Raw genomic sequence first — 19689 nt, forward strand, 5'->3', positions numbered from 1 at the left:
ACTTCCGCAGCCTGTACAATACCAATTCCCTGAATTTGTAATCCAAAAGCACAAAAAAAGAGCATAGATGCAAATCTGCATCTATACCCTCTTACTTCGTTATTCTTCAGTTGCCTCTGTCGGCGTTGTGTCGCCGTCCTGGCCTTCTTCATCTTCATCATCCGGTTCCGGATCATCGCTCTTATCCGCACGGCACACCGTACCAACAGAATCGTCCTCACGGATGTTGATCAATTTCACACCCTGAGCATAACGGCCCATGGTGGAGATGCCTTCCATGCTAGTACGGATAATGGTACCGCTAGACGTAATGATCATGAGATCTTCTTCCGATTTCACGACCTTCAATGCTACAACCGGTCCATTCTTCTCCGTAATATTAATCGTCTTGATCCCTTTACCGCCACGGGTCTGGCTGCGGTAATCACTCGCTGGCGTCCGCTTGCCGTAACCTTTGGTCGTTACAATGAGGATATCAAGCTCCCGATCCACAACGTCCATGCCGATGACTTCGTCATCGTCATCCAGCGTAATCCCTTTTACGCCTGTCGCACTTCTTCCCATCGAGCGCACATCGCTCTCCTTGAAGCGGATGGACATTCCCTGCGCCGTTCCTATAATGATCTCCTGCTGACCGTCTGTCAGCTTGACCTCAATCAAGGAATCATCCTCGCGCAGGTTAATTGCAATCAGACCGCCCTTACGGATATTCACATAATCCTCAAGCGGGGTTTTCTTGACAACACCTTGGCGTGTGGCAAAGAACAGGAAATTATCGCTATCAAAGTTCTCCACCGGGATCACGGCATTAATCGATTCACCCTGCTCAATCTGAATCAGGTTGATGATCGGTGTTCCGCGTGCCGTACGACTAAGCTCCGGAATCTCATAGGCTTTCAGTCGATACGCCTTCCCTTTGTCCGTGAAGAACATGAGGTAATGGTGAGAATTCGTCACGAAGAGATGCTCAACAAAGTCCTCGCTCTTCGTGTCCATCCCCACGACGCCACGTCCACCCCGCTTCTGGCTGCGATACGTGTTCGCAGGCAGACGCTTGATATAACCGGTATGCGTAATGGTGATGATCACTTCTTCCCGTGGAATCAGATCCTCATCCAGGATGCTGTCTTCCCCAACCGTAATCTCTGTACGGCGCTCGTCGGAGAAGCGCTCTTTAATCTCTTGAAGCTCATCATTGATGATCTGAAGCACAAGATGCTCGTTCGCCAAAATTTCGCGCAGTTCCGCGATTTTGGCAAGAAGCTCCTGGTATTCATTCTCAATTTTCTCGCGTTCGAGACCAGTCAGACGCTGCAAACGCATATCCAGAATGGCCTGCGCCTGCTCTTGACTAAGACCAAAACGTTCAATCAAGCCCTCGCGAGCGGCCTCTGTCGTCTGGGACGCACGAATGAGCGCAATGACCTCATCAAGGTGATCCAGCGCAATCCGCAAACCTTCGAGGATGTGGGCACGCGCTTCCGCCTTTCTGAGTTCGAACTCAGTACGGCGGCGAATAACGATGACTTGGTGCTCCAGATAGTAGAACAACACGTCCCGTAGGTTCAAAATTTTCGGCTCATTGTTAACAATGGCAAGCATGTTAATACCGAAATTCGACTGCATGGCCGTATGTTTATAGAGGTTATTCAACACGACATTCGGGTTGACATCCCGGCGCAGCTCAATCACGATCCGCATACCGTTACGATCCGATTCATCCCGGAGATCCGTAATTCCGTCAATCCGCTTGTCACGAACCAACTCGGCAATCTTCTCGACCAGACGAGCCTTGTTCACCTGATATGGAATCTCATGAACGACAATGCGCGCCTTGTTGTTATTCTCTTCAATCGTTGCCTTCGCCCGCATCGTAACGGAACCGCGACCGGTGCGATAGGCTTGACGAATACCTTCACGTCCAAGGATAAAACCCGCTGTAGGGAAATCCGGACCTTGGATATATTCCATCAGCTCCATCGGTGTGATGTCAGGATTACGAATCATCGCCTGAACCCCATCGATAACTTCACCAAGATTATGAGGTGGAATATTGGTGGCCATACCTACTGCGATTCCTGATACGCCGTTTACCAGCAAGTTAGGATAACGCGCAGGAAGAACAACCGGTTCATGTTCCTCACCATCATAGTTTGGAGCAAAGTCTATAGTCTCTTTATTAATATCACGCAGCATTTCCATGGCAATTTTCGATAAACGCGCCTCTGTATACCGCATAGCCGCTGCCATATCACCGTCAATGGAACCGAAGTTTCCGTGACCGTCAACAAGCATGTAACGCATGGAGAAGTCCTGCGCCATCCGAACCATGGATTCATAAACTGCGGAGTCACCGTGAGGGTGGTACTTACCGATAACCTCGCCAACGATTCTTGCCGATTTCTTATGCGGTTTATCCGGGGCCATTCCGAGTTCAGACATCGCATATAAAATACGACGGTGTACTGGCTTCATTCCGTCCCGTACATCCGGCAAAGCCCGGCTGACAATGATGCTCATCGCGTAATCCATAAAGGACTCGCGCATCTCGGTACCAATGTCCCGATCTTTGATTTGGGAGAAATTTTCTTCCGCCATGCTGGACCTCCTTCATTTTCCTATCAACCATGCCTTGATCTATGTGAAAAAAGCAGAATAGTGATCAGAAACCTAGAAACGCACTAACCTTTATTATATTACTTTCACAAACCGCGCACAATTAAACCCGGGATGGATAGTGAAAGAATGATTTTTGCCCGGATACCGGGATATACGCCCTGTCCTCCGTGCCGCTTTTCACATACAATGCATTGCAAAGAACTTTTTCGAATCATCACATCTTTATATTATACCACTGTTTGTCATACTTGTCCTATGTTTTCCGGGTGCAGCCTCTCTTGCTGGAGTCGGTCCAAATCTTTCATATGAGCTCGGATAAACATGACTTTTTGTTACGAGACAGGCAAAATCCTGTCACACATCACACGGCCGGAAAGGATGAAGATGGTTGGCTATACAACGCGTTGCAAGTAAATGGGCGAAAACGAAAATACTCTTGAACAATAAAGGTCTCGCCTCTTATATTCCCTCTACCCGCCAATATTCTATGGAGGCGCTTGAAGATATGCTTAATACGCACACGCTTGTGTATATTAAGCCGGATCGGGGGACCTACGGCATCGGCGTCATGTCAGTCGAACAGCTCCATTCCCTAAACGCTGAAGCTACCGGGACCTCAACTGCTTCCTACAGGCTTCGTTATGACCAAAAGAACGATGTGTTTACCTCCCTCGAGAGTCTCCATAAAACACTGAACGCTCTGTTTCAAGGCCAAGAGTATCTGATTCAGCAAGGGATTCATCTGCTTCGTCATAAAGGGCGCCCCTTCGATCTTCGAGTACTTACACAGAAGAGTCCATCGGGTCAATGGGTGAGCACGGGCATTATTGGCCGGGTGGCAGCCAAGAACAAAATCATTACCAACCACCACAGCGGCGGCGTTGCCCAACACTATAAACCGCTGATGATTGAGCATATGACAGCACAAGAAGCAGAGAACATCCGAAGAGAGCTGAATGTGCTCGGGGTTAACGTCGCGGCTCAGCTGCAGAAATCCTATCCCAATCTGAAAGAGATCGGTCTTGACGTTGCCATCGATGAACGGTGGAACATCTGGATTTTGGAGGTTAATACTAAACCTGCACTATTCCCGTTCAAGAAATTTTTCAAAGATCCAAGCGTCTATAAACAGGTTAAAAAATATGCTGACGCCTACGGTCGCAAGTTATCCAGCAAGAAAAAAGCGAACTAACCCCTACTGTCGTACGATTCGGTCCTGATAAAGCTTGAACGGTTTGTATAACAAGTACGTGAGAATCATATTCCCTGATGATAAGACAATGTTGGCAAAAAAATAAAGGGGCCCCCAGGCCATCAAAGACCTTGGGATGCCCCTTTTGGCTTACATCCGTTTATACATCCAAATTCCGGACCGTTTTTGCATGCTCTTGAATGAAATCTCGACGCGGCTCAACGTTGTCGCCCATCAGGGTATCAAACAATGTATCTGCCAGGATTGCATCCTCGATTGTCACCTGAAGCATGGTACGGCTCTCAGGATCCATTGTTGTCTCCCACAGCTGGCCGGCGTTCATCTCACCGAGACCTTTGTAACGCTGTACGTTGATTTTGACGTTCTCGCCGAATTCCTTAATGATCTCGTCACGCTCTTTCTCACTGCCGGCATAACGGATCACCTTGTTGCGCTCGACTTTAAAGAGCGGCGGTTGAGCGATATATATATATCCCGCTTCTACCAGCTTACGCATGTAACGGTAGAAGAACGTCAGCAGCAGGGTACGAATATGCGCACCGTCGACATCGGCATCGGTCATAATGATGATTTTGTGATAACGGGCTTTGGACAGATCGAAATCCTCTGCAATCCCCGTACCCAGAGCCGTAATAATCGCCCGGATTTCGGCGTTGGACAAAATGCGGTCAAGCCGCGCTTTCTCCACGTTGAGGATTTTACCACGCAGTGGCAAAATGGCCTGGAAATGTCGGTCGCGCCCCTGCTTGGCGGATCCGCCGGCAGAGTCACCTTCGACGATGTACAGCTCACTGATGGAAGCATCCTTGGAGGAGCAGTCAGCCAGTTTACCTGGCAGAGCACTCACTTCAAGCGCACTCTTCCGGCGTGTCATCTCCCGGGCTTTACGCGCAGCTTCACGCGCACGCGATGCCTGGAGCGCCTTCTCCAAAATTCGACGGGACACCGACGGATTCTCCTGCAGGAACTCCTGCAGCTTCTCAGCGAACAAGGACTCTACAATACCACGCACTTCGCTGTTGCCTAGCTTGGTCTTGGTTTGTCCTTCGAACTGTGGCTCCGGCACCTTGACCGAGATAATGGCCGTCAATCCTTCACGTACATCATCACCTGACAGGTTGTTGTTATTATCCTTGATCATCCCGGTTTTGCGGGCATAGTCATTGATAATCCGAGTGAGCGCACTCTTAAAGCCGGATTCATGCGTCCCACCTTCGTGCGTATTGATGTTATTCGCAAAAGAGTAAATATTCTCGGTGTAACTGTCGTTATACTGAAGCGACACTTCAACCTGAATATTGTCCCTTGAACCCTCAACATAAATAGGATCTTCGTGCAGAGCTTCCTTCTTCTCATTCAGGAACTTGACGTATTCAATGATTCCGCCCTCGTATTTGAAAAAGTCGGACGCACCCGTACGTTCATCCGTCAGTGTAAGTGCAATGCCCTTGTTCAGGAATGCCAGCTCACGGATCCGTGTTAGCAGGGTGGTGTACTCATATACCGTCGTTTCCGTGAAAATCTCCGGATCCGGCAGGAAGGTTACGGTTGTGCCGTGCTCATCGGAATCACCGATGACTTTGATGTCATATTGAGGTACGCCGCGATGATATTCCTGCTGGTAGATGTGTCCGTCACGTTTAACCTGAACCACGACTTTAGAAGACAGTGCATTCACAACCGAAACGCCGACGCCATGCAGACCGCCGGATACTTTATATCCGCCGCCGCCAAATTTACCGCCGGCATGAAGGACGGTCATAACGACTTCCAACGTCGACTTCTTCAGCTTGGCGTTCTCACCGACCGGAATTCCGCGCCCGTTATCGATAACCGTTACACTGTTATCCTCATGGACAATAATCTCGATATGGTCGCATATTCCCGCCATCGCTTCGTCAATACTATTGTCCACAACTTCCCATACCAAATGATGCAAACCCTTGGCACTGGTAGATCCGATATACATCCCCGGACGTTTACGAACGGCTTCCAATCCTTCCAGTACCTGAATCTGATTCTCATCATATGTCGGTTGATTCATAGACATGCGTTCACCTACTTCTACAGATTCTGTTATGCCTGAGCTACAAAATGATTCGCTCGTTTCTTAAGCGTTGCAGAGGAGATCGGGGAGTAATAGACGATCGTTTTCGTCACCACTATGGATTTCGGATCTTCTTCGCCAATCATCTCCACGACTTTATGCTGCTGGGCATGCGTGACGAACTGCTTGGAGATCTTCGAAGATTTCTCTATCGAGATATCAAATATCCCAACCAGCTCTGACGAACGGATGATCTTCTCTCCGCCCAAATGAATATACATATGGAATCACTCCTTAAGAGCCCACCTGTCCATCATGGACATGAAAAATGCTGGCACCCTTCAATTTGTCGGTATTCAAACTCTCAATTCCCGTCGCCGTGATGAATGTCTGCACTTTGCTCTGGAATGTCTCGATCAATTGTGTCTGCCGGTACGGATCCAATTCAGACAGCACATCATCCAGAAGCAGCACCGGATATTCACCGATCTCTTCCTGTATCAGCTCAATTTCAGCCAGCTTCAAAGATAGCGCCGTCGTCCGCTGCTGGCCTTGGGATCCATACGTTTGGACTTCTTTGCCATTAATATAAAAAGCCAGATCATCTCGATGAGGACCTGCCAATGTCATACCACGCCGTATTTCTTGCTCTTTCATTTGTGATAATTTTATCATAAATGTCTCAAATAAGACAGCTTCATCTTCTTCCTCCGCGTCAGCAAAGGACGGAAGGTAGTGCAGCGAGAGATCTTCGAGGCCGTTTGTGATGCCCTGATGGATGCTTTCGGCCCACTTTTGCAGCTTTTTTATAAATTGTTTCCTCTTCTTGACGATTTTAACACCATGTTCTGCCAATTGGCTGTTCCAAATGTCCAGCATCGCTTGCTCGGCGCTGCCTTTTCCCCATAATTGCTTCAGCAGATTGTTGCGCTGCACAAGCACCTTCTGGTATTGCTGCAGATGAAACAGGTAGCTTGGGGCCACCTGCCCGATCTCCATGTCAAGAAACCGGCGGCGAACCCCCGGCGTGCCTTTGACAATCTCCAGATCCTCGGGCGCAAACATCACGACATTGAGCGAGCCGATGAAATCGCTGAGCTTCCGCTGCTCCAGCCCGTTAATCTTTGCCTTCTTCCCCTGCTGAGACAGACTCAGCTCAAGCTTTAAGGCGCCATACTTGCGATCGATCTCTGCCGAGACATGGGCATGCGATTGCTCGAATCCAATCAATTCGCGATCCTTGGAGGTGCGGTGGCTCTTCGTTAAAGCCAATACGAAGAGCGCCTCCATCAAATTCGTTTTTCCTTGCGCATTGCGTCCGATAATCAGATTGACATCACCAAACGCCTCAAGCTGCAGCTTCTCATAGTTGCGATAGTGCTGCAGGCTGACATTTTTGACAAACAAGCTTATCCTCTCCCTCGTCTTCCGCGCTTAGCGCCAAAGCGGCTGCGGGAGGCTGTCTATTGTGCTGCCACCTGAAACGTTCCGCAGTCCTCCACCTTGATGATGTCGCCGGGAACCAGTTTGCGTCCGCGCCGCTCTTCCTTTTCGTCGTTGACCAGGACTGCTCCTTCCTGCAGCAGAGCCTTTGCCATTCCACCTGTGGATACGCAATCTGAAAGCTTCAGGAACTGATCCAGCTTGATATATTCACTGTGGATAAATATTTGCTTCATGACTTTGTCCTTTCATCCCTATCAACATGGGGATAACTTTAATTGGCCGTACGGTACGGCAGAATAATATATTGGCTCTTGCTGTCGTCCAGCGGCTTCAGAACGATCGGGCTCATCACGCCCATAAAAGCGATCATCAGCTGTTCACTCTCAACCACCTTCAACACATCGAGCATGTACTTTGAGTTAAACGAGATGCGCAGCGGCTCCCCTTTGAAATCAATCAAATCTAATTCTTCACGCACTTTACCGAGCTCCGATGAGCTGGAGGAAATTTCAATGCCTCCGTGTTCCATCGTTTGCAGGAGGACAATGTTCGTTTTTTCCTCTTTGGAGAGCAGATAGGCACGATCGATCGACTCGCTCAATTTTTTTGTGTCCAAAACAAGTTCTGTTTTATGCGATGTTGGAATAATTCTAGAAGTATCGGGATAAATTCCATCGAGTATACGGGAATAGAACAGAACACGGTCAATTTTAAATAATACCTGATTATCTGCCACAACGATATCTACAAGTGTATTTTGGTCCGGAATGATCTTGCTCAGCTCATTGAGTGTTTTGCCTGCAATAACGACATTGTTGAACGAAATGTCCTGAGTCCCCTCAAGCTGTGCTGAACGCGTAGCCAAGCGGTGACGGTCCGTAGCGGTAAATTTCAGCTCGTTATCGTTAAGATTCCACAATACCCCTGTCAAAATAGGCGTTGTTTCATGGGTGGAGATCGAAAATACCGTTTGCTTGATCATATTTTTCAGCAGATCCCCGGGTATAGATACGGTTTGGCTGTCTTCAATGTTGGGCAATACCGGGAATTCTTCGGGATCCAAGCCGACCATCTGAATTTCCGTTGCTCCTGAAGAAATAAAGGTTTGGAAGTTGTCTTTAACCTCCATCTGAATTTCTTGGGAAGGCAGTTTCTTGATGATTTCAACGAAAAACTTAGCCGGCAGCACAACACTACCAGGCTGCTCTACTTGCACGATCGTATGTTTCTCATCTTCCGAAGGAATAAACGATTGAATGGAAATATCAGTATCGCTAGCGGTTAGTGTAACACCTGAATAAGTGACGTCCAGTTTAATGCCGCTGAGGATCGGAATTGTGGTTCGGCTGGAAATCGCCTTCGATACGTGTTGAATGGATTCGTTTAATACATTTTTTAATATGCTGATTTTCATCAATTTCACTCCTTACGGAAAAATGAGAGGGGTTTTTATCACGTGGCGAATGCCATGATGATCCCCCTCTTTATGGTTAATTTATTTATTAATTATTATTAGTAATAGTAATAGGGGCACTGAATATGTGGATAAGCCCCAGAAAAGGCATAAAATTAAGCCTATCCACATGTGTATAGATTGTGCATAGGCTTTGAACTTGTTCAGGATGGATTTTTGATTTTCTCTGTAAGATTATTGACCACTTTGAAAAGCTCCTGGTCATTTTTCAGAGATTGGGTAATCTTCTCATGGGCATGTATGACAGTGGTATGATCCCGGCCTCCGAATGCCTCTCCGATCTTGGGAAGAGAGTAATCGGTCAATTCGCGGGACAAGTACATGGCAATTTGCCGCGGAAACGCGACGGCTTTGGTCCGTTTACGGGCTTTGAAGTCTTCGAGCCTCAGGTTGTAATACTCGCCAACCTTCTGCTGGATGTCCTGAATCGTAATCATTCTCGGCCGGCTGGACGGGATGATATCCTTCAGTGCCTCAGCTGCCAGATGTGTTGTAACGTCCTGATTGGTCAGGGAGGAATAAGCAACTACACGGATAAGGGCACCTTCCAGCTCTCGAATGTTCGTATCGATCTGATTCGCGATATACATCATGGCTTCGTTCGGGATATCCAAATTCTCGGCTTTCGCCTTCTTGCGAAGGATGGCGATCCGTGTCTCCAGATCCGGCGGCTGAATATCGGTGATTAGTCCCCATTCGAACCGGGAACGGAGCCGTTCTTCCAGCGTCGGAATCTCCTTAGGCGGACGGTCACTGGATATGATAATCTGCTTCCGCTCTTCGTGCAGGGCATTGAACGTATGGAAAAATTCCTCCTGCGTCGACTCTTTGCCTGCCAGGAACTGAATGTCGTCAATAAGCAGAATATCGACGCTGCGGTACTTGTTGCGGAAGCTTTCAGCGCGGTTGTCCCGAATGGAGTTGATGAATTCGTTGGTGAATTTCTCGGAGGAAATGTACACGACTTTGCTGCTGGGATTGTGCTCCAAAATATAGTGGCCGATGGCATGCATCAAGTGTGTTTTTCCAAGCCCTACCCCACCATATAGGAATAATGGGTTGTACGCCTTAGCCGGAGCTTCGGCAACAGCGAGTGAGGCAGCATGTGCAAATCGGTTGCCCGAACCGATAACAAACGTGTCAAACGTATACTTCGGATTCAGCATATGGGACTGAATTTCTTCCCCGGATATCTCAAGCGGCGGCGATGGCTGCTGCAGCACAGGTTCGTGTCCTTTTGCCTCTTCAATAACAAAGCGAACATCAACCTGCTTGCCCACCACCTCCAATACAGTTGCACTAACCAGCTTGGTGTATCGGCTCTCCAGCCATTCCACCGCAAATGTTGTCGGTGCAGAAATGACGACGGAGTGATCGTTAATGGTCAATGCCTTCGTAGCTTTAAACCAAGTGTCAAAACTCGGTTTGCTCAGCTTGGTTTGTATAATCGATAATATTTCTTGCCATAATTCGGAAGTATGGCTTTCCAAAACTGTCACTCCTTTAAATCTTCCAAATGTGGCTAGAGCCATGTGTGGAAATGTCGAAAGAAAATGAATGATGTCTAATTATCCCCAGAACTAAACCCTGTGGAAACAAAAAAATATGGATAAATTGAAATTGTTCACAACTTTATCCACAGCCTGTTGATAATATTATAGCTTCATTCACATATTCACAACCAAAAGTAATATCATCATAGCAAAAGAAGGCCTTATTTTCAATGTATGTCGCTAATTTATCCACAAATTCAATACGTTGTGCATAATTATTATTCACACCACTATATATTGTTTATAATCTGTTTAGCTTTCGACATCATCGGCTTCAAAGCGCGAAAAATTATTCACAGGTTGTCCGATTCGCAAGCAGAATTTTCTTCTCTCACCATCTGTTCATAACTTTTGGTTGAATGTTCTAGCAGCAAATAAATCGACCAAAGGTGAAAAATGGCTGTGGATAGTCCTCGATGAAATCGAAAGATTTCAATTTGAGGGCTTTTTTTGATAGGGATATTGTGGTTTTGCATTTATGATGAGCTGTATAAACTATCAAATCGATGCATCTCATGAGTAGAACTCACATTGGCAGGTTTATATTACGCTGGATGTTGCTAGGGGCTGGAACGCTGGAAGTTTCATTGCAACCTTCTTTATCCTGAACCCGTACTATTAAAAAATGGGATTGGGGGAAACCCAGCATGTGGACAGAGGAGGAAAGCAGCTTGAAGTGGAGAAAAATAGGGCTTGTACTCTTCTTAGCCATCGCATTGGTTCTGATCGGAGTGTGGGCGAAGGGCTATTATTCGAAGAAAGTGTTTTATGTGGAAGAAGTAAAGTACTCGAAAGTTGTCGAATCAGGGAGCGGGGTCATCGAATACAGGGCTTCATTCGGCCGTGGGGAGCCGTTATACGTCCATTCCTATGATGAGGAAAAACGGGTTGAGATGGGCGGCGAGCAGTATGAAATCCGGCCGAATGATCCGAAAACAGGCCATTCTACGTCATATGATGTGCTTTATCCTGACGGAAAGAAATATCGTGTGGAATTGTTCGGAGAACGGGAATTTATTTCATACGATGAACAGGGGGAAATGGTGATCCCCGGCATGAGGTTCACGGATAGCGCTGGCCAAATTCATCGATCCGATCCGCAAGAGCCTCGCTACTATCCTTCAGAGCTTGCTAAAGCTTCTAATGAGCAGTTTCATGACCCCAACGGCAGCGTAGGATTCTTTTTGCTAGCCCTCGGGTTAGGGATCATGAATTGGTGTTTTTTCAGATATGAGCCTTTTCAACGCTTTATGTTTCATATGTCACCCTCGAATCTGATGATAGATAATCCGGAGCCTAGCGATTTCTACTTCTTTATGTGCAAGGCGGGGGGCATATTCGGTATGGGATTTTCTCTGTGGATATTTTTTAGTCATGCGTTGTAATAAAAAATAAGAAAAGCCCGTTTTTCGACATGGATTTTCTCCATCGAAAACGGGCTTTTACTTATATAGTAAGTTTACGATTGTTCGAATCTGCGCTGGAATTCGGTAATCGCTTCGTAATCTTCCTCCAGCTTCCGCGATATGCGGATAAAGATGGGCAGCAGCGCCTTATAAACATCGGAGCTTTCTTTTACAGGATGGTGTTCGTGGGTACCGCCGACCATCGTTCCAACGATGTCGAGTGATTCCGCTCTTCCTGTGGCGTACAGACCGAGCACCACGGCACCAAGACAGGAGCTTTCATAACTTTCCGGTACGATAACCTGCTGATCAAAGATATCCGCCATCATTTGCCGCCAGATGGGAGAACGGGCAAAGCCGCCGGTGGCGTGAATTTTGGCCGGTCGGCCGATTTGCTCCTCCATCGCCAGGAGCACAGTATACATATTAAAGATCACACCCTCCAAAACGGAGCGGATCATATGCTCTTTTTTATGATTCAGGGTCAAGCCAAAGAACGATCCCCGGGCATTAGGATCCCATAATGGTGCACGTTCTCCGGTCAGATACGGGTGAAAGAGAAGCCCGTTCGACCCTGGCGGAATACGGTCCGCGATTTTGGTTAACACATCATACGGATTGATGCCAAGCCGCTTGGCCGTTTCAATCTCCGAGGCTGCGAATTCATCCCGCACCCAGCGGAATATCATGCCGCCGTTATTAACCGCGCCTCCGATGACCCAGTGCTTCTCGGTAAGGGCATAACAGAAGATACGACCCTTGGGATCGGTCATCGGCTTGTCCACTACGGTGCGGATCGCACCGCTCGTTCCGATCGTGGCCGCAACGACGCCCGGCTGGATGGCGTTCACGCCCAAGTTGGACAGAACGCCGTCGGCAGCTCCCATCACAAATGGCGTGGACGGGGAGAGGCCCATGGCTGCAGCAAATTCATTTTTCAAGCCCTTCATGATATGGGTGGTGGGTACAATCGTGGACAAGTGGTCTTCGGTGATGCCGGCAAGTTCGAGGGCCTGCTGATCCCATGCCAGCTGCTCGAGGTTCATCATCCCGGTGCTGGATGCAATGGAATGGTCGACAACATACTGCCCGAATAATTTGAAATAGACGTATTCTTTAATCGAAATGAATTTGGCAGCTTGATTATATACGGATGGCAGCTCGTATCTCATCCACATGAGTTTGGTGACAGGGGACATGGGATGAATCGGTGTTCCGGTACGTTGGTACAGCTCCATGCCGCCCAGTTCTTTTTTTAGCTTCGCAGACCAGGCTGCGCTGCGGTTATCCGCCCAGGTGATGCAGCGGGTCAGCGGGGTGCCATTCCCATCAACGGCAATCACGCTGTGCATGGCCGCGCTGAATGAGACAAACAGGACTTGAGCAGGGGTTATTCCGCTCTGTGTCATGACCCCTTGGACAGAAGCAATGACGGTTTGAAAAATTTGCTCCGGATCTTGCTCTGCCGTAGAGGGGGTAGGGGTGAGCAGGGGATATTCACCGCCGGCTTTGGCTACAACCTCGCCATTCTCTTTGAACAGCACCGCTTTGGTGCTTGTTGTTCCGATATCAACACCGATCATATAGTTCTGCGTACTCAAGAGACATACCTTCTTTCTACGTAAGGGCACCCAGGCAGCTGCTTGAATATCAGCCTTCCGGGAGCCCTCATGTGTCTTATAGCTTTATTATACAATTACATTCAGAACAAGAGCCAACACAAGTCCAGTTACGGACAGGATGGTCTCCAGCACGGTCCAGGATTTGAGGGTCTGTGATACCGTCATATTGAAGAATTCCTTTACCATCCAAAAACCTGCATCATTTACATGAGACAATACGATGGAACCTGCGCCGGTAGCGAGCACCACAAGCTCCACATTGACGCCTGGCGTCATGGCAAGCACGGGAGCGACAATACCGGCTGCTGTTGTCATCGCAACCGTTGCAGAGCCGGTTGCGACCCGTATAAGCGCAGCGACAAGCCATGCAAACAGTATGATGTTGATGTTTGCACCCGTCGCGATTTCGGCGATGGCGTTACCAACGCCGCTATTGATCAGCACCTGCTTGAACGCACCGCCCGCCCCGATGATCAGAATGATCGTTGCAACAGGGGCGAGACATTCACTGGTGAAGCGGGAGAGATCATGTTTGTTGAAGCCGCGGGCGAATCCAAGCGAGAAGAAGGAAAAGACCGCAGCAATCAGCAGTGCAATGATCTCATGACCGACGAATTTGCAGAACACGGATATAAAGCTGTTGGACTCCGGATCGATAATATCAGCCGCAGAACCAATGAGCATCAGAATAACCGGCAGCAGGATCGTAAACAGGGTGATGCCGAAGCCTGGCAACCCGCGGTCCGCTTTGCTTGAGAATTGCTCGGCCAGCTCTTCAGGCGGATCCGTCATGATACGTTTACCGATATATTTACCGAACACCGGTCCAGCAAGAATTGCAGCAGGTATTCCAACCAGGAATGAGTACAGAATGGTCATGCCAAGGTCCGCATTATAAGCTTCAATCGCGATCATTGGAGCGGGATGGGGCGGCACCAGACCGTGTACGGTGGACAATCCGGCCAGAATGGGAATACCGATGTGCAGCAGGGACATTTTTGTTTTGCGGGCAACCGTGAAGACGATAGGGATCAACAGGATGACACCAACCTCGAAAAATACCGGTATACCTACAATAAAGCCGACAACCATCATGGCCCAGTGGACGCGCTTCTCACCGAACCGATCCACGAGGGTGGTTGCGATTTGCTCAGCGCCGCCGGATTCCGCCATCATTTTCCCGAGCATCGTACCCAGGGCGATAACGATTGCAATCGTTCCAAGCGTACCTCCTAAGCCGCCTGTAATCGAAGTAATAACGTCTGCAGGCTGCATGCCCGTCAATAGACCAAGCATCAGTGCGGAAATCAATAGCGTAACGAAAGGATTCCATTTATATTTGGATATCAGCACGATCAGGAAGACGATCGTCAGCAGTGTCCAGATCATCAAAGTAGCATTATGACTGAGACCGAATAGTGAATTCATACCTTGCTTCCTCCTATAGTTGACCCATATTGAATCGGGAAATAGATAATAGTTGAGATGTTCCGGGATAGTATACCCAAAACAAAGCGAATCTCATTGTATACTTGTCGACAACTTAAAGCGTGCCAATCGTATAAAGGAAAGGAGGATTAACCTAACCCTCCGGAAAACTAAGATGAAGCGTTTGACGGGAATCATCAAAATAACGCTGAACCGCCGTCTGAATCCTTGCCGAATCCAGGGATTCCATCTCTGCGATGAGCTGCAGATGTTTATCCATGACATAACGGACTTTGAATTCCCCACCACTGAACACCTGACGTGTCGTAATTAACATGACAGTGATCACGATCGGACGAATGCTCTTCCATAGATGAAGAATTCGTTTATGACGGGCTTCCGTAATGATTCGTTCGTGGAATGCCAGATCCTGATAGGAGAACTCAACCGGGTCCTGGTGCTTGGCGGCAAGCTCCATTCGGTCCACGATTTGTTTTAATTGTTGGACTAATTCAGGCTGCGGATGTACAAATACATGTCCCTGAACGAAGCTCTCAATAAGATAGCGGACATCGTACAATTCCTCAACTTCCTTAAGCGATAAGCCCATAACCACTGCGCCCATGCGTTCCAATTGGATTAACCCTTCGCTGGACAGCGTTTTCATTGCTTCCCGGACAGGGGATCTGCTGGTGCCGAATTCTCCCGCGATTCGGTTCTCGGACAGGATTTCCCCCCGTTTTATGGTGCCGCTAATAATTTGCAGTCTCAGTTCACTTGCGATGGCCTCTCCGAGAGAGGCTCCTTGAAGCCAGGTTGAGGGATATTTCATAGCATGATTCTCCAATCCGATGCTGATTCTTGTGTTTCTAGTGGTAATAATACCACATGCGAAGAGAAGGGGACCATGAATGCGTTCTGCGCAGGATGCCCTTATGTATCAGTATGGATTAAACGGAGAAAAGAGCTATTCCGATTTCTCAACTGCATGGCCGCCGAATTCATTGCGCAGCGCGGCCACGACCTTGCCGTGGAACGCATCCTGGTCAAGGGAGCGGTAGCGCATAAACAGGGACATGGCGATAACCGGTGCGCTTGCTTGAACTTCGAGTGCGGTTTCAACGGTCCATTTTCCTTCGCCGGACGATTGCATAACACCTTTAATGCCTTCGAGCTTGGGATCTTTGGAAAAAGCATTCTGCGTCAGCTCCATAAGCCAGCTGCGAATGACGGATCCATTCGACCATACCCGAGCAACGTCCTCGTATTGGAAGTCAAATGCGCTTTTCTCCAATACTTCAAAGCCTTCCGCAATGGATTGCATCATGCCGTATTCAATTCCGTTATGAACCATCTTCAGAAAATGGCCGCTGCCGCTGTTCCCTGCATACAAGTAACCGTTCTCAACTGCCATATCTTTAAACAGGGGTTCGATGGTAGCAAATACGTCGCGGTTGCCCCCGATCATAAAGCAGCCTCCGTTATGGGCACCTTCCATGCCGCCTGAAGTACCGGCATCAAAGTAGTGGATCCCTTGGTCCGTCAGTTTGGCTGCGCGGGCAATGGAATCTTTGTAATGGGAATTCCCGCCGTCAATCAGAATATCGCCTGGTTCCAGTAGAGGTGAGAGAGAATCGATGACGGAATCTACGATATTTCCTGCAGGCACCATCATCCATAGGATGCGTGGTTTATCAAGCTTGGCCACAAGAACTTCGGTTGACGATGCGGGTTCGGCTCCATATCCAGCAGCTTGACTGACCAACTCCGTATTTAAGTCGTAAGCGACGACCTGATGCTGCTGATGAATCAGATTTTGAACCAGATTGAGGCCCATTTTGCCCAGACCGATCATGCCTATTTTCATAAAACAATGCAGCTCCTTCTTAGGTGTATACTTGTATACAACTTTAATTCAGTTATTTATACTACTCTTTTATAGCTCCTGTGTAAATAAGGAAGCTTTGGAGAAATGGAAAGGACATGATGATGTCCGAAATGACATTCTCAAGTTGTTTAAATAGGTTATCCCCATGTGGATAATTCAAAACTAGCAAAAATAACTACTTGTGGAAAACTTATGTGTGGGAGCAGGACAAGTTGGGTTTGACTTTTGGGCACGAACGTGATTAAATATATAAAGGCATTTTCTGTGAAGATGAGAACATTATCCGCTTGCTTTTAGCGGTCTGTTTACAAGATATACGTCCATAGACGTCGGTTCAACAAATCGCGGTCTATTCTTCCGTGAAAGTGCGTCAATTGACGTTTTGATCTTAAAATATGGGTAAGAGAGATTCCTGTAAGGGGGTGCATTAATTCATGAGACCGACTTTCAAACCGAATGTGAGCAAACGTAAAAAGGTACACGGCTTCCGTAAAAGAATGAGCACGAAGAACGGACGCAAAGTATTGGCTAACCGCCGTCAAAAAGGAAGAAAAGTACTGAGCGCTTAATATTGTGCCGCGAAGACCACCGAGGTGGTCTTTTTTTCGTGATATCTCCTGGAGTGTGAGGAGAGTCCTATATTATGAACACCATGCGCGTTAAATTGGTCGTAAAGTATTCAAATATAGGTGTTTATCGCTGTTTTGGCATGACTATACTATTATAATAGTAGAGATGCCGGGAAGCTTACGATGTGTTGAACTTGATTAACGGCAGGCGGGAGAAACTTGTGCATAGAAAACTTCGTTTACGAAACCGCGCTGATTTCAGCCGGGTATATCGACACGGAAAATCCTTCGCCAATCATCAGTTTGTTGTATATTGGTCACGCAAAAAAGAGGTAGAGCAGTTCCGCGTGGGCGTTTCATGCAGCAAAAAGATCGGTAATGCGGTGGTCCGCAACCGGATGAGACGGCTGGTTAAGGAGATTGTCAGGCACCACCAGCATCAGATTATCGAGCATATCGACTTGATCTTTATCGTTCGAAAAGGCGCCCTCGATAAGTCCTATCAGGAGCTGGAGAAAAGCGTGCTTCATGTATTGAGAAAATCGTCCCTTTTGAAAGCGAAGAGGGGCTGAACCATGTGTTTATTTGTCCATATAAATATGTTATGATTTACCGTGGAATGGAATGGCGAAGAGAGGGGTTTTGAAGTGTCGTTCATGAAGACAAGACGAGGAAAATGGTTCCTCCTCACCGCTGTAATTCTTGCAGTGGCCGTTATCTCAGGTTGTGCACCTGGAGCAGACCAAACGCGTACCATTGAAGATTTGAAAAATGGGGGCTTTTGGCAGAGCAACGTTGTTTACTACTTTACATTGGCACTGGATACGTTTGCTACATGGTTTAACGGTGAATACGGATTGTCCGTACTCGTGATGGTGCTTATCGTTCGTACCTTGATTTTACCGCTGACTCTGAAACAGGTCAGAAGCTCGAAGGCAATGCAGGCCATCCAGCCTGAAATTCAGAAAATTCGCGAGAAATATAAAGATCAGCCGGAAAAAGTTCAAATGGAGACGATGAAGCTCTTCCAGGAGAACAAGGTTAATCCGATGGCGGGATGTTTGCCGCTGATCGTTCAAATGCCAATATTTATCGCACTCTATCATTCGATTTACTATAACAATCTCCTTCGTGACCATGAATTCCTGTGGCTTCAGTTGGGTCAACCGGACAAGCTGTTCATTTTGCCGGTGCTCGCAGCGATAACCACTTACCTGCAAACTAAAATGATGATGAAGATGAACCCGTCTCCGCAAATGGGGATGATGCAGTTCATGTTGTTCGTTTATCCGATTTTGATCTTTGTGATGTCCTTCCAGTTCCCGTCCGCACTTCCGTTGTACTGGTTCTACAGTAACCTTTACACGATCGTGCAGAACTACTTCTTGTACCGCAACAATGACAAGGCTGCTGTCGTGGCGAGCGTGGCCAGCGCAACCGAAGGTCAGAAGAGCAATAAAAGCGGCAATAAGAACGGGAAAAAGAGTGGCAGCAAAGGCGGGAAAAAAGGTTCGAAGGGAGCCAAGAAGTCGAGATGAGTAAAATCGTCGCAACAGGAAAAACCATTGAAGATGCTGTCGCACAAGGGCTGGCCCGATGGGGTGTAAGTCAAGACCGTGTATCGGTTCAAGTATTGAGTCAGCCATCAAGAGGATTCCTGGGCCTGTTCGGGGTCAAGGAAGCGAAAGTAGAATTAACGCTCCTGCCTGACCATGCCGGCGGCGATTCACCTGTGAAGGAAGCTCCTTCAAATACGCAAGCTGCATCGGCCAAAGAGGTTCAGATCTCTCATACCTCTGTTATGACGCCTGAGACGGCTGTCACTACGAAGGCAGAGGGCCCTGGTGCAGCTTATATTGAAGGGAAGGACCCCTACCAGGAAGCCATCGCCTTTCTCCTTGATACGGGACAAGCCATGGGGCTTGATATTACGGTGGAGTTGGAGAAAGGGAAAGACTATGCAACGCTTCAAATTTCCGGTGCCGGACTCGGGCTGATGATCGGCCGCAGAGGTCAGACACTGGATGCCCTGCAGTACCTGGCGAATATTGTTGCGAATCGGTATTCCGACAGTTATCTTCGTATTGTACTGGATGCCGAGAACTTCCGTGATCGCCGTAGAAAGACGCTGGAAGATCTGGCAGATCGATTGGCGGGACGGGTTCTGAAGACTCGCAAAGAGATTGTGCTCGAGCCCATGCCGGCTGCCGAGCGGAAGGTAATTCACGCCAAGCTCCAGTCACATGGAGCCGTGAAGACTTACAGCAAGGGAGAAGAGCCAAACCGGCGGGTTGTCATTACACCCAAGTCTTCCTAAATAAGTTGAAGAGCATATATGATCAATGACTCCTTAAGTTCCAAGAGGGAGTCATTGTTTTTTAAAGAGACCTATACAAAGAGACTCCGGCAGGGGTATTTCTTTTA

Annotated in this window: 17 protein-coding genes; 6 read left to right on the forward strand and 11 right to left on the reverse strand. The window is 48.0% G+C overall.

Annotation, left to right across the window (positions count from 1 at the left end):
* Positions 1–99: 99 nt before the first annotated feature.
* Complete coding sequence (gene gyrA, locus B9D94_RS28465; RefSeq protein WP_036640567.1) at positions 100–2598, reverse strand: DNA gyrase subunit A; 2499 nt, start codon at positions 2596–2598, stop codon at positions 100–102.
* Between the two features lie 409 nt (positions 2599–3007).
* Between gyrA and B9D94_RS28470 the strand changes: the two genes are divergently transcribed.
* Complete coding sequence (locus B9D94_RS28470; protein ID WP_063478213.1) at positions 3008–3811, forward strand: YheC/YheD family protein; 804 nt, start codon at positions 3008–3010, stop codon at positions 3809–3811.
* A 160-nt stretch (positions 3812–3971) separates the two neighbouring features.
* Here B9D94_RS28470 and gyrB read toward each other — a convergent pair whose 3' ends face one another.
* From gyrB to dnaA, 6 genes are all read right to left on the reverse strand, one after another.
* Positions 3972–5882: a DNA topoisomerase (ATP-hydrolyzing) subunit B gene (gyrB, locus tag B9D94_RS28475; RefSeq protein ID WP_036640565.1), complete on the reverse strand. Its 1911-nt coding sequence runs from the start codon at positions 5880–5882 to the stop codon at positions 3972–3974.
* A gap of 26 nt (positions 5883–5908) precedes the next feature.
* Complete coding sequence (remB, locus tag B9D94_RS28480; RefSeq protein ID WP_006207389.1) at positions 5909–6160, reverse strand: extracellular matrix regulator RemB; 252 nt, start codon at positions 6158–6160, stop codon at positions 5909–5911.
* A 13-nt stretch (positions 6161–6173) separates the two neighbouring features.
* On the reverse strand, positions 6174–7286 hold the full coding sequence (recF, locus tag B9D94_RS28485; protein WP_006207388.1) for a DNA replication/repair protein RecF: 1113 nt from the start codon (positions 7284–7286) through the stop codon (positions 6174–6176).
* A gap of 56 nt (positions 7287–7342) precedes the next feature.
* Positions 7343–7558, reverse strand: a complete 216-nt coding sequence (yaaA, locus tag B9D94_RS28490; protein WP_006207387.1) for a S4 domain-containing protein YaaA — start codon at positions 7556–7558, stop codon at positions 7343–7345.
* 38 nt (positions 7559–7596) lie between these two features.
* A complete protein-coding gene (gene dnaN, locus B9D94_RS28495; protein WP_006207386.1) occupies positions 7597–8739 on the reverse strand; it encodes a DNA polymerase III subunit beta in 1143 nt (380 codons plus the stop codon).
* A 203-nt stretch (positions 8740–8942) separates the two neighbouring features.
* Complete coding sequence (gene dnaA, locus B9D94_RS28500) at positions 8943–10289, reverse strand: chromosomal replication initiator protein DnaA (RefSeq protein ID WP_006207385.1); 1347 nt, start codon at positions 10287–10289, stop codon at positions 8943–8945.
* A gap of 734 nt (positions 10290–11023) precedes the next feature.
* Between dnaA and B9D94_RS28505 the strand changes: the two genes are divergently transcribed.
* Positions 11024–11737 carry a DUF6199 family natural product biosynthesis protein gene (locus tag B9D94_RS28505; protein ID WP_253806065.1) on the forward strand — a complete coding sequence of 238 codons (714 nt, stop codon included), beginning with the start codon at positions 11024–11026 and terminating at the stop codon, positions 11735–11737.
* A gap of 74 nt (positions 11738–11811) precedes the next feature.
* Here the strand turns inward: B9D94_RS28505 and gntK are convergent, their stop codons facing one another.
* From gntK to gnd, 4 genes are all read right to left on the reverse strand, one after another.
* Positions 11812–13359: a gluconokinase gene (gntK, locus tag B9D94_RS28510; RefSeq protein WP_172964008.1), complete on the reverse strand. Its 1548-nt coding sequence runs from the start codon at positions 13357–13359 to the stop codon at positions 11812–11814.
* Between the two features lie 87 nt (positions 13360–13446).
* Complete coding sequence (locus B9D94_RS28515) at positions 13447–14808, reverse strand: GntP family permease (protein ID WP_148248520.1); 1362 nt, start codon at positions 14806–14808, stop codon at positions 13447–13449.
* 154 nt (positions 14809–14962) lie between these two features.
* Positions 14963–15640 (reverse strand): GntR family transcriptional regulator, encoded by a 678-nt coding sequence (locus tag B9D94_RS28520; RefSeq protein ID WP_006207381.1) that lies wholly within the window; start codon positions 15638–15640, stop codon positions 14963–14965.
* 135 nt (positions 15641–15775) lie between these two features.
* Positions 15776–16675, reverse strand: coding sequence for a phosphogluconate dehydrogenase (NAD(+)-dependent, decarboxylating) (gnd, locus tag B9D94_RS28525; RefSeq protein ID WP_006207380.1), 900 nt, complete (start codon positions 16673–16675; stop codon positions 15776–15778).
* Positions 16676–17130: 455 nt separating this feature from the next.
* Between gnd and rpmH the strand changes: the two genes are divergently transcribed.
* From rpmH to jag, 4 genes are all read left to right on the forward strand, one after another.
* A complete protein-coding gene (gene rpmH, locus B9D94_RS28530; RefSeq protein WP_006207379.1) occupies positions 17131–17265 on the forward strand; it encodes a 50S ribosomal protein L34 in 135 nt (44 codons plus the stop codon).
* Positions 17266–17486: 221 nt separating this feature from the next.
* The gene (rnpA, locus tag B9D94_RS28535; protein WP_009591465.1) at positions 17487–17837 is read left to right on the forward strand and encodes a ribonuclease P protein component; all 351 of its coding nucleotides are present in this window, start codon (positions 17487–17489) and stop codon (positions 17835–17837) included.
* 75 nt (positions 17838–17912) lie between these two features.
* A complete protein-coding gene (locus B9D94_RS28540) occupies positions 17913–18803 on the forward strand; it encodes a YidC/Oxa1 family membrane protein insertase (protein ID WP_036640559.1) in 891 nt (296 codons plus the stop codon).
* Positions 18800–19582, forward strand: coding sequence for an RNA-binding cell elongation regulator Jag/EloR (gene jag / locus B9D94_RS28545; protein ID WP_006207376.1), 783 nt, complete (start codon positions 18800–18802; stop codon positions 19580–19582). The genes B9D94_RS28540 and jag overlap by 4 nt, the downstream gene beginning before the upstream one ends.
* Positions 19583–19689 lie beyond the last annotated feature (107 nt).

This window comes from Paenibacillus sp. Cedars, from assembly GCF_003184205.1.
GTDB lineage: Bacteria > Bacillota > Bacilli > Paenibacillales > Paenibacillaceae > Paenibacillus_AQ > Paenibacillus_AQ glucanolyticus.

What these genes read in the sequence shown, in the direction of transcription:
- gyrA (WP_036640567.1), bottom strand. Translation starts at nt 2,598, where the DNA reads ATGGCGGAAGAAAATTTCTCCCAAATCAAAGATCGGGACATTGGTACC.
- gyrB (WP_036640565.1), bottom strand. Translation starts at nt 5,882, where the DNA reads ATGTCTATGAATCAACCGACATATGATGAGAATCAGATTCAGGTACTG.
- remB (WP_006207389.1), bottom strand. Translation starts at nt 6,160, where the DNA reads ATGTATATTCATTTGGGCGGAGAGAAGATCATCCGTTCGTCAGAGCTG.
- yaaA (WP_006207387.1), bottom strand. Translation starts at nt 7,558, where the DNA reads ATGAAGCAAATATTTATCCACAGTGAATATATCAAGCTGGATCAGTTC.
- dnaN (WP_006207386.1), bottom strand. Translation starts at nt 8,739, where the DNA reads ATGAAAATCAGCATATTAAAAAATGTATTAAACGAATCCATTCAACAC.
- B9D94_RS28515 (WP_148248520.1), bottom strand. Translation starts at nt 14,808, where the DNA reads ATGAATTCACTATTCGGTCTCAGTCATAATGCTACTTTGATGATCTGG.
- B9D94_RS28520 (WP_006207381.1), bottom strand. Translation starts at nt 15,640, where the DNA reads ATGAAATATCCCTCAACCTGGCTTCAAGGAGCCTCTCTCGGAGAGGCC.
- gnd (WP_006207380.1), bottom strand. Translation starts at nt 16,675, where the DNA reads ATGAAAATAGGCATGATCGGTCTGGGCAAAATGGGCCTCAATCTGGTT.
- rpmH (WP_006207379.1), top strand. Translation starts at nt 17,131, where the DNA reads ATGAGACCGACTTTCAAACCGAATGTGAGCAAACGTAAAAAGGTACAC.
- jag (WP_006207376.1), top strand. Translation starts at nt 18,800, where the DNA reads ATGAGTAAAATCGTCGCAACAGGAAAAACCATTGAAGATGCTGTCGCA.